Genomic DNA, 13436 nt, shown 5'->3' with positions numbered 1-13436 from the left:
GACCAGACTAGGGATCAGCGGCTGGTTCTCGGCGTAGCGGGGTGCGCGCCCGCCGTCACCAGGTCGGCGACGGCCTGGCGCGCGTCGCCCGCGGTGACCAGCCCCTCGCCGACGAGGACGGCGTCGGCACCGGCCGCGGCGTACGAGATCAGGTCGTGCGGCCCGCGGACGCCGGACTCGGCCACCTTCACGACGCCCGAGGGCAGGCCCGGGGCGATCTTCTCGAAGGTGGAGCGGTCGACCTGCAGCGTCGTGAGGTCGCGGGCGTTGACGCCGATCACCGAGGCGCCGGCGTCCAGCGCGCGGTCGGCCTCGGCCTCGGTGTGCACCTCGACCAGCGCCGTCATGCCGAGCGACTCGACCCGCTCCAGCAGGCCCACCAGCGCGTTCTGCTCCAGCGCGGCGACGATCAGGAGGACGACGTCGGCCCCGTGGGCGCGGGCCTCGTGCACCTGGTAGCTGCTGACCACGAAGTCCTTGCACAGGATCGGCACGTCGACCACGGCCCGGACGGCGTCGAGGTCGGCCTGCGAGCCGCCGAAGCGCCGCCGCTCGGTCAGGACGCTGATCACCCGGGCGCCGCCGGCCGCGTACTGGCCGGCGAGCTGGGCGGGATCGGGGATGTCGGCGAGCTCGCCCTTGGAGGGGCTGCGGCGCTTGACCTCGGCGATCACGCCCACGCCCGGGGCGCGCAGCGCGGCGAGGGCGTCGAGGGCGGGGCGGGCGTCGCGCGCGGCGGCCTTGACCTCCTCGAGCGGGGTCACCGCCTCGCGCTGGGCGAGGTCCTCGCGGACGCCGGCGACGATCTCATCGAGGACGTTCACGGTCGCGCGCCTGTCGATACCGCTGCGCGGCTGCTCACGCGGTCCTCCGGATGTCGCACGAAACACGTCCCCTCGCCGGGCGGATGGGCGAGATCCACTGTAGAGGCGGCGACCGGGCGCCCCGGCCGGGGGGCGGGTGGATCGGGCCGTCCCGGTTCCGCTATGCGGTGGGGTCCTCGCCCCGGTCGAGCGCCTTCCAGGCGGTCTGGGAGCGGTCCTCGTCGGTCTGCTCGCGGGGCGGCGGCGCGCCCTCCGGCGTCCGCTCGTACCGCCGGCCCATGCCCGGCCACGACCGGCCGCGCAGCACGACCACGACCCCCGCGGCCGCGCCCAGGAGCCCGGCCAGCACGGCCAGGACGGGCCAGGACGCGATGATCTCGACGGCGGCGCCGTCGACGTCGAGCCCCCCGGCGAGGGCGCGGATCCCCGACCAGGCCAGCACACCCCCGGCGACCGCCATGAGCAGGCCGACGACGACACGGCCGGCGGACCGCACGGCGAGCAGCGCGACCGCCGCCGCGAGCAGCACCAGCCCCGTCGCCGGCACCAGCGGGGCGGCGTCGGCCCCGGACAACGTCTCGACGACCGGCGGCAGGGGTGGCTGCCGCTCGACGGTCGTCCCGGCCCACACCTGACCGCCGGCGACCAGGGCCAGCGCCCCGGCCAGCACGGAGCCGGCGACGGCGGCGCCGAGCTCCCGCCGGGCGCTGCTCACCGGAGCTCCCGCAGCCCTTCGGCCGTCGCGATCGCCGAGAGCACCGCCCGGGCCTTGTGGCGGGTCTCCGCCTCCTCGGTCGCGGGGTCGCTGTCGGCGACGATCCCGGCGCCGGCCTGGACGTACGCCCGGCCCTGGTGGAGGACGGCGGTGCGGATGGCGATCGCCATGTCCATGTCCCCGCTGGAGTCGACGTAGCCGACGGTGCCCGCGTAGAGCGCCCGCCGGGTCGGCTCCAGCGACTCGATGATCTCCATCGCCCGCGGCTTCGGGGCGCCGGAGACGGTCCCCGCCGGGAAGGTGGCGTCGAAGACGTCGAGCGCGTCGTGCTCGGGCGCCACCGTCCCGGTCACTGTGGAGACCAGGTGCATGACGTGGCTGTAGTGCTCGACCCGCATGAAGTCGGGCACCTCGACGCTCCCGGGGACGCAGACGCGGCCCAGGTCGTTGCGCGCGAGGTCGACGAGCATGACGTGCTCGGCGCGCTCCTTGGGGTCGGCGAGCAGGCCCTGAGCCAGCCGGACGTCCTCCTCCGGGGTCGCGCCGCGGGGGCGGGTGCCCGCCGGCGGGTGCACCACCGCGGAGGTCCCCGTGACGGTCACCAGCGCCTCGGGCGAGGAGCCGACGACGTCGAACGGCGACTCGCGCCCGGCGAACCGGAGCAGGTACATGTACGGCGACGGGTTCGTCGCGCGCAGCACCCGGTACAGGTCGAGCGCCTCGACGTCCGTGGCCAGCTCGAAGCGCTGCGCCAGGACGACCTGGAAGGCGTCGCCGGCCCGGATGTGCTCGCGGATCCGCTCGACGCCGTCCTCGTACAGACCGGGCGCGAGGTTGCTGGTGACCGGCGGCGGGGCCGCCCGCTCGAACACCGCGACACCGGGCGGCACCGCCTTCGTCAGGTCGGCGGCCATCGCGTCCAGCCGAGCGACGGCGTCCTCGTACCCCGCTCCGCCCTCGAGGGCGTTGGCGATCAGCAGCACCGAGCCGTCGGTGTGGTCGAGCACGGCCAGATCGGTGACCAGCATCATCGCCAGCTCGGGCATGCCGAGGTCGTCGGCGCTCGTCGAGGGCAGCCGCTCCAGCCGGCGGACGACGTCGTAGCCCAGGTAGCCGACCAGGCCGCCGGTGAGCGGCGGCAGCTCCTCGTCGCGGGGCGAGCGGAACCGGCGGGCCAGCGTGCGGACGGCGGCGAGCGGGTCGGCGGGAAGGTCGTCGGTGAGGCCGGGCACGTGCTCCCCCAGCCACTGCGTGACGCCGTCCCGCTCGGTCAGGACGCCGGCGCTCCGGACCCCGACGAAGCTGTAGCGCGCCCAGCGCTTGCCCTGCTCGGCGGACTCCAGCAGCACCGTGCCCGGCCGGTTGCCGGCGAGCTTGCGGTAGATGCCGACGGCGGTCTCGCTGTCGGCGAGCAGCCGCCGGGTGACCGGCACGACCGGCTGGTCGAGCGCGGCGAACTCCTCGGCGGACGGGGTGGTGACGCCGAACCTCACGCCGCGCTCCCCTCGACCGCCGGGAGCGGGCGGTGGAAGCAGCTGCGCTCGCCGGTGTGGCAGGCGGCGCCCTCCTGGTCGACCAGCACGAGCAGCGCGTCGCCGTCGCAGTCGAGGCGGACCTCGCGAACCCACTGCCGGTTGCCCGACGTCTCGCCCTTGACCCAGTACTCGCCGCGGCTGCGCGACCAGTAGGTGGCCCGGCCGGTGGTGAGGGTGCGGCGGAGTGCCTCGTCGTCCATCCAGGCGACCATGAGCACCTCGCCGGTGTCGTGCTGCTGGACGACGGCGGCCACGAGGCCGGCCGGGTCGTGCTTCAGCAGCGCGGCGACCTCCGGAGCGAGCGCGGGTTCGGGCATGCCTCCAGTCTGCCGTGCCCGGGGGTCAGGGCTGCGGGGTGCCGTCGAACCAGCGGCGTCCCGGGCCGATCAGGAGCATGCCGAGCCCCACCAGCGGCGCGGCGGCGAAGAAGAGGGAGAACGCGACGATCGTGCCGTCGGTGTCGTAGCCGCCGATCTCCGACTGCAGCCGCACCATCCAGTACGCGGCCAGCACCACCTGGACGGCGAGGGCGACCACCAGCAGCGTGGCGGCGGCGCGGCGGCGGCTGTTGAGCACCCAGACCCCGGCGCCGATGAGCAGCACGACCGACACCAGCTGCACGATGGCCAGCACGGTGCCCTCGGTGGCCAGCGCGTCGACGGTCGCCGGGTCGTAGACGCCGTCGGCCGCGGTGGTGGCGACGTCGGCCACGGAGGCGAAGAACCAGACGTAGACCGAGGCGATGAGGACCACGACCGACTGCGCGAAGGCCAGCACGGCCGCGGTGATGACCTGGCCGGGCCGCTGCGGCCGCCGGGGCGGCACCGGGTAGCCGTACGGAACACCCCAGGGCGCGGCGGCGTACGGCGGCGGGTAGCCGTAGGCCGGTGGCGGCGCGCCGTAGGGCGGGGCCGTCGGCGGCGGGCCCGCGTAGGGCGCACCAGGCTCCGTGGGGGTGCTGGGGTCGGCCCAGGGGCTGCCCCCGGGCTGACCCCAGCCGCCGGTCGTCACAGCACCCCCCGTTCGCTCACGCTCACAGCGCCGCCGCGGCCGCGCGGCCGGCGACCCGGCCCGAGAAGATGCAGCCGCCGAGGAAGGTGCCCTCGAGCGACCGGTAGCCGTGCATGCCGCCACCGCCGAAGCCGGCGACCTCGCCGGCCGCGTACAGGCCGGGGAACACGTCGCCGCCCGGCCGCAGGACGCGGGCGGACAGGTCGGTCTCGAGCCCCCCGAGGGTCTTGCGGGTGATGATGTTCAGCCGCACGGCGACCAGCGGGCCCGCCTCCGGGTCGAGGATCCGGTGCGGCTGGGCCACCCGGATGAGCTTGTCGCCCAGGTAGTTGCGGGCCGCGCGCATGGCGTTGACCTGCATGTCCTTGCCGAACTCGTGGGCCATCTCCCGGTCGCGGGCGACGATCTCCCGCTCGATCTGCGCCAGGTCGATCTCCGGCGTCCCGCCGGTGATCCGGTTCATCCCGGCCACCAGCTCGGGCAGCGTGTCGGCGACGACGAAGTCCTCGCCCTGGTCGAGGAACGCCTGCACCGGTGCGGCCATCCCCGCCTTGACGCGGGTCGCGAGGAGCCGGATGTCCTTGCCGGTCAGGTCGGGGTTCTGCTCCGAGCCGGAGAGCCCGAACTCCTTCTCGACGATCTTGTGCGTCGCGATGAACCACGTGTGCTCGTAGCCCGTCGTCCCGATGTGGGCGAGGGTGCCGAGCGTGTCGAAGCCCGGGAACAGCGGGACGGGCAGCCGCGAACCGGCCGCGTCGAACCACAGGGACGACGGGCCCGGCAGGATGCGGATGCCGTGGTTCTCCCAGACCGGCGAGTGGTTGGCGATGCCCTCGGTGTAGTGCCACATGCGGTCGCCGTTCACCACGCTGGCGCCGGCGTCCTGGGTGGCCTGCAGCATGCGGCCGTCGACGTGCGCCGGGACGCCCGCGAGCATGCGCTTCGGCGCCGGGCCCAGGCGGGCCGGCCAGTTCTTGCGCACCAGCTCGTGGTTGCCCCCGATGCCACCCGAGGTGACGACGACGGCCTGCGCGGTGATCTCGAAGTCGCCGACCTGGGTGCGGGAGCTGGCCTCGCCGCGGGCCACCGCGCTGGGCTCCAGGACCCCGCCGCGGACGCCGGTGACCGCGCCACCGGTGACGACCACCTCATCCACCCGGTGGCGGAACCGCAGCTCCACCCGGCCGGCCTCGGCGGCGGCGCGCACGCGCCGGGCGAACGCCTCGACGATCGCGGGACCGGTGCCCCACACGATGTGGAACCGCGGCACGGAGTTCCCGTGCCCGGTGGCGGTGTAGCCGCCGCGCTCGGCCCAGCCCACGACCGGGAAGAAGCCGATGCCCTGCTCCTTGAGCCAGGAGCGCTTCTCCCCCGCGGCGAACTGCAGGTAGGCCTCGGCCCACTGCCGTGGCCAGTGGTCGGAGTCGCGGTCGAAGGCGGCCGTGCCGAACCAGTCCTGGCGCGCGAGTTCCAGCGAGTCGTGCACCCGGAGCCGGCGCTGCTCGGGCGAGTCGACCAGGAAGAGGCCGCCGAAGCTCCAGAACGCCTGCCCGCCGAGGGAGGCCTCCGGTTCCTGGTCGAGGAGGATCACGCGCTTGCCGGCGTCGGCCAGTTCGGCGGTGGCGACGAGGCCGGCGAGCCCCGCACCCACGACGACCACGTCTGCTTCCGCCCGGCCCGTCTCGTTGCTGGTCACGGCGAGGACGCTAGCGGGCCGGGGCGCCGCTGCGCTCTCCCTCCTGCGGGCGACGCCCCCGTGTCCACTCGCGGACCGGACGGCGCGAGGCCAGGACGAGGGAGGTGACGGGCCCGACGAGCAGCAGCAGCGTCGACCACACGGCGAGGTCGCCGCCCAGGACGGCGAAGAACAGGGCGACCAGCAGCAGGCCGACGGCGGACAGCACCGCCGCGAGGGCCAGGACGATCCACCCCCGGGCCCGGCCGGCGAACACGAGGAGCGCACCCGCCAGGGCGAGGCCCGCGAGGGCCAGCGGGACGGCGACGAACCAGTCCCAGCCGATGCCCGGCGTCCGGAGCAGCCAGGCGAACCACGCCGCTTCGCCCGCCAGCAGCAGGCCGAAGAACGCTGCGAACGGGACGGCGAGCGGGCGCTCGGGCGGCGCGGCCGCCGTCGAGCGCGGTGCCGGCCGGGGTGAGCGCCGCACCGGGGCGCGGCTGCGCGAGGCGGAGGACGGCATGGCGGGAGACTAGGACGCCCACCTGGGGGCCGGCTGGTAGCCGGCGGTCCACCGGGTCGCCGACGGCGACAGCACGGCCAGCGACGCCGCCAGTGGTCCGAGCAGCGGGAGCAGCACCGGGCTCCACCCCTCGGTCCCGATCACGACGACGTCGACGAGCACGGTCATCGGAGGCAGGAGACGACGAAGAGGAGACGGTCCCGGTTGGTCAGCAACCGGACGACCGCCGTGACCAGGAGGACGAAGAAGCCGACGCCGATGAGGCAGCCCTCCAGCAGGACCACGCGCTCGAGCAGCTCACCCGGGTCGCCGGCGAGCCGCCGGGGCCGCAGGACCACCTCCAGCAGGATGCCCACGAGGAGGGGGACACCGAGCAGCGAGAAGAAGGCGGCAGGGACGGCGCCGACCACGGCGCAGGCGGCCGCCAGCACGACCGCGGCCGGGGGCCTCCCCGCCCGCCCGCCGGCTCGGCTCATCCCCCGGCGCGGGCCGCGCGGCGTCCGGCGACCCATTGGCGGACCCGCGGCAGCGCCGCGAGCACGGCGGCGACGAACGGGACGACGACGGTCAGGACGCCGAACGCGCCGGCACCCCACCCGCCGGACGCGAAGCCGTAGAAGAGCAGCGCGGTCAGGACGCCGGCGGTCACCGTCAGGACCCACCACGACCGCCCGAGGAGCAGCAGCACGCCACCGACCAGCAGCCCGAGGAACAGCAGGATCGGCACGGCGACCAGCAGCCAGCCGCTGCCCTCGAACTCCCCGCCCGAGAAGGCGACGGCCGCCAGCAGGAAGACCGCCGGGACGAAGGCGCTCAGCAGACCGAGCACCGCGGCGGCGATCGCCGGGACGGGCGGCATGCGGCTCACGGGACCGGGAACTGTCTGCACGGCGCGGAGCCTAGGCGGTCAGCCCGTCGGAGCGGGGCTACCGGCGGCGGAGCGCCGCCACGACGCGTGCAGCCGCGCGTACGGGCCGTCGGCGTCGACCAGTTCCGCGTGCGTGCCCCGCTGGACCACGTGGCCGGCGTCGACGACGAGCACCTCGTCGGCGCGCTCGGCGGTGGACAGCCGGTGCGCGATGGTCAGCGTCGTCCGTCCGGTGGTCAGCCGGTCCAGCGCCCGGGTGAGCCGCTGCTCCGTCGCGGGGTCGACGGCGCTGGTGGCCTCGTCGAGCACGAGCAGGTCGGGGTCGGCGACGTAGGCGCGGGCGATCGCGACCAGCTGCCGCTCCCCCGACGACAGCGACTCGCCGCGCTGCCCCACCGGCGTCCGCACGCCGTCGGGCAGGCCGTCGAGCCAGGTGCCGAGCTCCAGCTCCTCGAAGGCGGCGGCGACCTGGGCGTCGGTCATCCCGGGGCGGCCGTAGCGCACGTTCTCGGCCACGGTGGCGTCGAAGAGGAAGCCGTCCTGCGGGACCATGACCACCCGCGCGCGCAGCGAGGCGAAGGCCACCTCGTCGAGCGCCACCCACCCCTCGGCGTCCGAGCCCAGGAGCACGCGGCCGTCGACCGGGTCCATCAGCCGGGTGACCAGCTTGGCGAAGGTGGTCTTCCCCGAGCCGGTCTCCCCCACGATCGCCACCCGCCGGCGCGGCGCGATGGTGAGGTCGACGCCGTCGAGCGCCAGGCGGGCACCGGGGGCGTAGCGGAAGGACACCCGGTCGAACCGGACGCCCAGCGGTCCCGGCGGGAGCTCGCGGACGCCCGCGGGGTCGGCGATGGCGGGGTCGCGGACGTCGGGGGCGGTGTCGATGACGTCGAGGACGCGGCGGAACCCGGCCACGGCGTTCTGCGCCTCGTTGAGCACCTCGCTCGCCGTCTGGACGGGGGCGACGAACAGGGTGACGAGGAAGAGGAAGGCGACCAGGGTGCCGGCCGTGATGTCGCCGGCGAGGCCGAGCAGCACGCCGACGACGACCACCGCGGCGTTGGCCAGGGCGGCGACGAACTCGCCGCTGACGAAGACCGCCGCGGTGACCTTCTGCGCCTCCACCTGGGCGCGGTACTGCCGGTCGATCGCGGTGTCGATGCGGGCCGCCGTCCGGGCGCGGATGCCGTAGGCCCGCACCGTCGGGGCGCCGACGACGGATTCGGCGACGGCGCCGAGCACGTCGCCCACCCGCTCCCGGACGACGCCGTAGGCGACGGCCAGGCGCTGGGCGAACCACCGGACCGCGATCGCCAGCGGCACGAAGCAGACGAGCACGAGCAGGGTCAGCTGCCATGAGTAGACGGCCATGACCACCGTCGCGACGACGAGCTGGCCGACGCTGACCAGGCCCAGGACGCCGCCCCACTGCATGAACGTGGACAGCTGGTCGACGTCGCTGGTGACCCGCGAGACCAGGGACCCCCGCCGCTCGCCCTGCTGGTGGAGGACCGACAGGTCGTGCACGTGCCGGAAGGCGCGGACCCGCAGCCCGGCCAGGGCGGTCTCCGTCGTCCGGAACAGCCGGACGTTCATCCGGTAGACGGCGACGGCGGTGATCAGGACGACGACCGCGCAGAGCAGGACGAGGCGGGTGACCAGGTCCAGGTCGGGGTCCCCGCCGGCGAGCCCGCGGTCGATCACCTGCTGGACGGCGATCGGCACGACCACCCGGCCCGCGGTGGCGACCAGGGCCAGCGCGAACGTGACGGGCAGGCCGCGCCGGAACTCGGGCATCATCCGCAGGCCGCGGCGCAGGGTGGCGAGCGCGCCCTCCCGGCGGTCGTCGGCGGGCAGGACGGGTGCGTCGCTCACGCGGCCACCTCCGCCTGGGAGTACGCGCGGACCAGCGCGGCGTAGCCGGGCACCTCGTCGAGCAGCTGCTCGTGGGTGCCGCGGGCCAGGACCTGCCCGTGCTCGAGCCAGACGACCTCGTCGGCCAGGGAGATCGTCGCCTGCCGGTAGGCGATCACGACGACGGTCGAGGGCTCGTCGGTGCCGCGGAGGGCGTCGAGGATGCGCGCCTCCACCGCCGGGTCGACGGCGCTGGTCGCGTCGTCCAGGACCAGGAGGCGCGGGCGGCGGACGACGGCGCGGGCGAGCGCGAGCCGCTGCCGCTGCCCGCCGGAGAGGGTGGCGCCGCGCTCGCCGACGCGGGTGTCGAGGCCCTCGGGCAGCGCGGCGACGAACTCGTCGGCGGCCGCGACGCGCAGCGCCGCCCACACCTCGTCGTCGGTGAACGGCTCGTCGAGGGTGACGTTGCCGCGCACGGTGTCGTCGAAGAGGAACGTGCCCTGGGCGACGAAGGCCGCCTGGCCGCTGACCTCGCCCTCGCGGAGCCGGCGGACGTCGACGCCGTCGAGCAGCACGGAGCCGTCGGCCGGGTCGACCAGCCGGACGAGCAGCCCGGCCAGGGTGGACTTGCCCGAGCCGGTGGGGCCGACGACGGCGACGGTCGAGCCGGCGCGGACGTCGAAGGTCACCCCGCGCAGCGTGGGCGCGGCGGCGTCGGCGAAGGCGAAGTCGACGCCGTCGACCGCCACCCCGGCGCCACCGGGGGCGGCGGTCGCCGACTCGGGCCCGTACGGGGTCTCCCCCGTCGCCTCGAGCACCGGCGTGACGCGATCGAACCCCGCGAGCGCCCTCGGCAGGTCGGCGAGCACCCAGCCGATGGCGCGGATCGGCAGTGCCAGCAGGGTGAACAGGTAGGCGATGGAGACCAGCTCGCCGGCGTCGGTGCTGCCGTCGGCCACCCGGCCGGCCCCGATCAGCAGGACGGCGAGCGTGCCGAGGTTCGGCAGCGCCTCCATGAGCGGGTCGAACAGCCCGCGCACCCGGCCCACCGCGACCAGCCCGTCGCGCAGCTCGCGGGCCCGCTCCTCGAAGCGCTCGGTCTCCGACGCCTCGCGGCCGAGCGTCTTGACGACCAGCCCGGCGTCGAAGCTCTCGTGCGCGATCTCGCTGACCTCGGCCCGCAGCTGCTGCGCCCGCTGCATGCGCGGGCTCATCACCTGCGAGTAGACGACGTTGACGACGAAGACCAGCGGGAAGACGACCAGCCCGACGAGCGCGATGAGCGGGTCGGTGAGGAACAGCGCCACCACGGTGATCGCGATCATCACGACCGCGCCGACGGCGAAGGGCAGCGGCGCGACGAAGAACCACGCGGCCTCGACGTCGGAGTTGGCGTTGGACAGCAGCTGCCCGGTCGGGTGCCGCTGGTGCCACGACAGCGGCAGCCGCAGGTACTGGCGGGTGACCCGGCGCCGGTAGTCGGCCTGGAGCCGGTAGCTCATGATCCCGGCGAACAGGCGGCGGCCGAGGATGCCGACGATCTTGAGCAGCGCGACCCCGATGATCGCGGCCGCGGCCAGCGAGAGGGCCGCCGCGGTGGTGACGCCGTCGTCGAACGAGGGCAGGAGGACCCGGTCGGTGACCTCGCCGATCACCCACGCGCTGGCCACGGTCATGGCGCCGTAGAGGCTGCTGGCCAGGACAGCGAGGGTGAACATGCCCGGCTGCTCGACGATCGACCGCCCCACGTGTCGGAGACCGCGCCGGACCACGGCGTCTCGGCGGCGGGTCACTTTTCTCCTTCGGGTCGTCGGCCTGGCGATGGTACGCGCGTTGGTTAGGGCGGCTAACCGATCATTGCCGCGCCGCACCAGGCGCTTCTCGGTAACCTCCGCCGGTGGCCCCCTCTTCCCACGCCGTCGCGGACAGCGAACGCGCCGCCCTCGCCGACCTGCTCGGGGAGCTCGGGCCGGACGCGCCCACGTGCTGCGAGGGCTGGACGACCGCCCATCTCGCCGCGCACCTGGTGGTCCGCGACAACCGCCCCGACGCCCTGCCCGGCTACGGCGTCGAGCAGCTGGGCGTCGCCCGGCCGCTCAGCGCGTGGTCGCACCGGCTGGAGGACCGGCTGCGGGAGTCCACGCCGTACGGGGAGGTCGTCGGCCGCGTGCGGTCGGGACCGGCGCCATGGTCGCCGATGGCCTGGCCGCCTGTCGCTCGGATTCTCAACACGACCGAGTACGCGATCCACCACGAGGACGTCCGCCGGGCCCAGCCGGACTGGACCGTGCGCGAGCTGCCGCGCGCCGAGCAGGACCAGATCTGGACGGCGCTGGAGCTCTTCGCGCGGCGAGCGGCCGGTCGCCGCGGGCTGGTCCTGCGGCGCAGCGACGTCCCCGGGGTGGAGAAGCGCTACGGCGCGGGCGGCCGCACGGTCGAGGGCGAACCGCTGGAGCTGCTGCTCTGGGTCTCCGGCCGCCGCGACGTCGCGCGGGTCGAGGTCAGCTGAGGGGCGTGTCCGCTTCGTGGCGGACCGGGACGCCGGCCTCCGACAGGGCGTCCTTCACGTCGCCGACCCGGAGCACGCCGAAGTGGAAGACGCTGGCGGCGAGGACGGCGTCGGCACCGGCCTCGACCGCGGGCGGGAAGTGCTCGACGGCGCCCGCTCCCCCGCTGGCGATCAGCGGCACCCGGACCTCGCGGCGGACCTGCCGGATCAGCTCCGTGTCGAAGCCCGCCCGGGTGCCGTCGGCGTCCATCGAGTTGAGCAGGATCTCCCCCGCGCCCAGCTCCGCCGCCCGGATGCACCACTCGACGGCGTCCTGACCGGTGCCGCGGCGGCCGCCGTGCGTGGTGATCTCGAAGCCGGACTCGGTCTCCGCGCCGTCGCGCACGCGGCGGGCGTCGAGGGACAGCACCAGCACCTGGTTGCCGAACCGGTCGGCGATCTCCGCGATCAGCTCCGGTCGCGCGACGGCGGCGGTGTTCACCGCGACCTTGTCCGCTCCCGCGCGCAGCAGCCGGTCGACGTCCTCCGGGCTGCGCACGCCACCGCCGACGGTCAGCGGGATGAACACGCTCTCCGCCGTCCGGCTCACCACGTCGTAGGTGGTCGCCCGGTCGCCGGAGCTGGCGGTGATGTCGAGGAAGGTCAGCTCGTCGGCGCCCTCGGCGTCGTAGACGCGGGCCATCTCCACCGGGTCGCCGGCGTCGCGCAGGTCGACGAAGTTCACGCCCTTGACCACCCGGCCGGCGTCGACGTCCAGGCACGGGATGACGCGCACGGCCAGACTCACGCCGGCACCCCGCGGACGGCGTCGGCCTCGATCTCGACCAGCATCGCCGGGTCGATCAGCGCGGCGACCTGCACCATCGTCGTGGCCGGCCGGATGTCGCCGAACACCTCGCCGTGCGCCCGCCCGACCTCCTCCCACCGCGAGATGTCGGTGACGAACATGCGCGTCCGGACCACGTCGTTCAGCGTGAAGCCCGCGCGCTCCAGGGACTGCTCGATGGTCGCGAGGCACTGCCGGGTCTGGGCCGCCGCGTCGCCGGGATGCGCGACCGCGCCGTCGACGATCGCCGTCGTCCCGCTGACCCAGGCGGCCTCACCGCGGACGACGACGCGGCTGTAGCCGACGATCCCCTCCCACGGCGCCCCGGAGCCGAGGCGGATGACGCTCATGCGAGCTCCTCGGTGACCCGCAGCGCCTCCGGCAGGGTGAACTGACCGGCGTAGAGGGCCTTGCCGACGATCGCGCCCTCGACGCCGACGGCGGTCAGCCCGGCGAGCGCGCGGATGTCGTCGAGCGAGCTGACGCCGCCGGACGCGATGACCGGGCGCGGCGTGGCGGCGCAGACCTCGCGCAGCAGGTCCAGGTTGGGGCCGCGCAGCGTGCCGTCCTTGGTGATGTCGGTGACCACGTAGCGCGCGCAGCCCTCGGCGTCGAGGCGCGCCAGGGTCTCGTAGAGCTCGCCGCCCTCCTTGGTCCAGCCGCGCGCGGCCAGCCGGGTCCCGCGCACGTCCAGGCCGACCGCGATCCGGTCGCCGTGCTCGGCGATCGCCCGGGCGCACCACTCGGGCGACTCCAGCGCGGCGGTGCCGAGGTTGACCCGGCGGCAACCGGTCGCCAGCGCGGCGGCCAGCGACTCGTCGTCGCGGATGCCGCCCGAGAGCTCCACGTCGACGTCCAGCTCCCCGACCACGCGGGCCAGCAGCTCCCGGTTCGACCCGCGGCCGAAGGCGGCGTCCAGGTCGACGAGGTGGACCCACTCGGCGCCGTCGGTCTGCCACTGCATCGCGGCCTCGAGCGGGTCGCCGTAGGACGTCTCGCTGCCGGCCTCCCCCTGCACGAGACGGACGGCCTGGCCGTCGGCGACGTCGACGGCGGGGAGCAGCTGCAGCTTCGGCACGTCGGACAGCGTAGGGAC

16 protein-coding genes are annotated in these 13436 nt (G+C 75.1%); 1 reads left to right on the top strand and 15 read right to left on the bottom strand.

Annotated features, from left to right (window positions below; genetic code table 11):
- Positions 1-14: 14 nt before the first annotated feature.
- The 12 genes from trpC to ACI78T_RS11765 form a co-directional block, all read right to left on the bottom strand.
- Entirely contained in the window at positions 15-824 is an 810-nt protein-coding gene (gene trpC / locus ACI78T_RS11820; RefSeq protein WP_456558291.1) for an indole-3-glycerol phosphate synthase TrpC, read from the bottom strand.
- Between the two features lie 160 nt (positions 825-984).
- Positions 985-1539: a Trp biosynthesis-associated membrane protein gene (locus tag ACI78T_RS11815; RefSeq protein WP_456558290.1), complete on the bottom strand. Its 555-nt coding sequence runs from the start codon at positions 1537-1539 to the stop codon at positions 985-987.
- Entirely contained in the window at positions 1536-3032 is a 1497-nt protein-coding gene (locus ACI78T_RS11810) for an anthranilate synthase component I (protein ID WP_456558289.1), read from the bottom strand. Before ACI78T_RS11810 ends, ACI78T_RS11815 begins: the two co-directional genes overlap by 4 nt.
- Complete coding sequence (gene hisI, locus ACI78T_RS11805) at positions 3029-3391, bottom strand: phosphoribosyl-AMP cyclohydrolase (RefSeq protein ID WP_456558288.1); 363 nt, start codon at positions 3389-3391, stop codon at positions 3029-3031. Before hisI ends, ACI78T_RS11810 begins: the two co-directional genes overlap by 4 nt.
- A gap of 25 nt (positions 3392-3416) precedes the next feature.
- Positions 3417-4085 (bottom strand): DUF6264 family protein, encoded by a 669-nt coding sequence (locus tag ACI78T_RS11800; protein ID WP_456558287.1) that lies wholly within the window; start codon positions 4083-4085, stop codon positions 3417-3419.
- A gap of 22 nt (positions 4086-4107) precedes the next feature.
- The gene (locus tag ACI78T_RS11795; protein WP_456558286.1) at positions 4108-5781 is read right to left on the bottom strand and encodes an FAD-binding dehydrogenase; all 1674 of its coding nucleotides are present in this window, start codon (positions 5779-5781) and stop codon (positions 4108-4110) included.
- 10 nt (positions 5782-5791) lie between these two features.
- Positions 5792-6283 carry a hypothetical protein gene (locus ACI78T_RS11790; protein WP_456558285.1) on the bottom strand — a complete coding sequence of 164 codons (492 nt, stop codon included), beginning with the start codon at positions 6281-6283 and terminating at the stop codon, positions 5792-5794.
- Between the two features lie 9 nt (positions 6284-6292).
- A complete protein-coding gene (locus ACI78T_RS11785; RefSeq protein ID WP_456558284.1) occupies positions 6293-6451 on the bottom strand; it encodes a hypothetical protein in 159 nt (52 codons plus the stop codon).
- A complete protein-coding gene (locus ACI78T_RS11780) occupies positions 6448-6759 on the bottom strand; it encodes a hypothetical protein (protein WP_456558283.1) in 312 nt (103 codons plus the stop codon). The genes ACI78T_RS11785 and ACI78T_RS11780 overlap by 4 nt, the downstream gene beginning before the upstream one ends.
- Complete coding sequence (locus ACI78T_RS11775; protein ID WP_456558282.1) at positions 6756-7172, bottom strand: hypothetical protein; 417 nt, start codon at positions 7170-7172, stop codon at positions 6756-6758. Before ACI78T_RS11775 ends, ACI78T_RS11780 begins: the two co-directional genes overlap by 4 nt.
- Before the next feature lie 18 nt (positions 7173-7190).
- The gene (locus ACI78T_RS11770; RefSeq protein WP_456558281.1) at positions 7191-9026 is read right to left on the bottom strand and encodes an ABC transporter ATP-binding protein; all 1836 of its coding nucleotides are present in this window, start codon (positions 9024-9026) and stop codon (positions 7191-7193) included.
- Positions 9023-10723 carry an ABC transporter ATP-binding protein gene (locus ACI78T_RS11765; protein WP_456558280.1) on the bottom strand — a complete coding sequence of 567 codons (1701 nt, stop codon included), beginning with the start codon at positions 10721-10723 and terminating at the stop codon, positions 9023-9025. The genes ACI78T_RS11770 and ACI78T_RS11765 overlap by 4 nt, the downstream gene beginning before the upstream one ends.
- A gap of 179 nt (positions 10724-10902) precedes the next feature.
- Between ACI78T_RS11765 and ACI78T_RS11760 the strand changes: the two genes are divergently transcribed.
- Positions 10903-11514 (top strand): TIGR03085 family metal-binding protein, encoded by a 612-nt coding sequence (locus ACI78T_RS11760; protein WP_456558279.1) that lies wholly within the window; start codon positions 10903-10905, stop codon positions 11512-11514.
- On the opposite strand, the gene hisF is transcribed toward ACI78T_RS11760, so the two are convergent.
- Genes hisF through priA form a run of 3 tightly spaced genes read right to left on the bottom strand, consistent with a single transcriptional unit; the run spans position 11507 to position 13418 of the window.
- Positions 11507-12301, bottom strand: coding sequence for an imidazole glycerol phosphate synthase subunit HisF (gene hisF / locus ACI78T_RS11755; RefSeq protein WP_456558278.1), 795 nt, complete (start codon positions 12299-12301; stop codon positions 11507-11509). The genes ACI78T_RS11760 and hisF overlap by 8 nt on opposite strands.
- Entirely contained in the window at positions 12298-12690 is a 393-nt protein-coding gene (locus ACI78T_RS11750) for a RidA family protein (RefSeq protein ID WP_456558277.1), read from the bottom strand. Before ACI78T_RS11750 ends, hisF begins: the two co-directional genes overlap by 4 nt.
- Positions 12687-13418, bottom strand: a complete 732-nt coding sequence (priA, locus tag ACI78T_RS11745) for a bifunctional 1-(5-phosphoribosyl)-5-((5-phosphoribosylamino)methylideneamino)imidazole-4-carboxamide isomerase/phosphoribosylanthranilate isomerase PriA (RefSeq protein WP_456558276.1) — start codon at positions 13416-13418, stop codon at positions 12687-12689. Before priA ends, ACI78T_RS11750 begins: the two co-directional genes overlap by 4 nt.
- Between the last annotated feature and the right edge of the window lie 18 nt (positions 13419-13436).

This window comes from Blastococcus sp. SYSU D00922, from assembly GCF_054050495.1.
This window is presented reverse-complemented; position numbering and strand designations above follow the sequence as displayed.

What these genes read in the sequence shown, in the direction of transcription:
- hisI (WP_456558288.1), bottom strand. Translation starts at nt 3,391, where the DNA reads ATGCCCGAACCCGCGCTCGCTCCGGAGGTCGCCGCGCTGCTGAAGCAC.
- ACI78T_RS11765 (WP_456558280.1), bottom strand. Translation starts at nt 10,723, where the DNA reads ATGTTCACCCTCGCTGTCCTGGCCAGCAGCCTCTACGGCGCCATGACC.
- ACI78T_RS11780 (WP_456558283.1), bottom strand. Translation starts at nt 6,759, where the DNA reads ATGAGCCGAGCCGGCGGGCGGGCGGGGAGGCCCCCGGCCGCGGTCGTG.
- ACI78T_RS11790 (WP_456558285.1), bottom strand. Translation starts at nt 6,283, where the DNA reads ATGCCGTCCTCCGCCTCGCGCAGCCGCGCCCCGGTGCGGCGCTCACCC.
- ACI78T_RS11785 (WP_456558284.1), bottom strand. Translation starts at nt 6,451, where the DNA reads ATGACCGTGCTCGTCGACGTCGTCGTGATCGGGACCGAGGGGTGGAGC.
- ACI78T_RS11750 (WP_456558277.1), bottom strand. Translation starts at nt 12,690, where the DNA reads ATGAGCGTCATCCGCCTCGGCTCCGGGGCGCCGTGGGAGGGGATCGTC.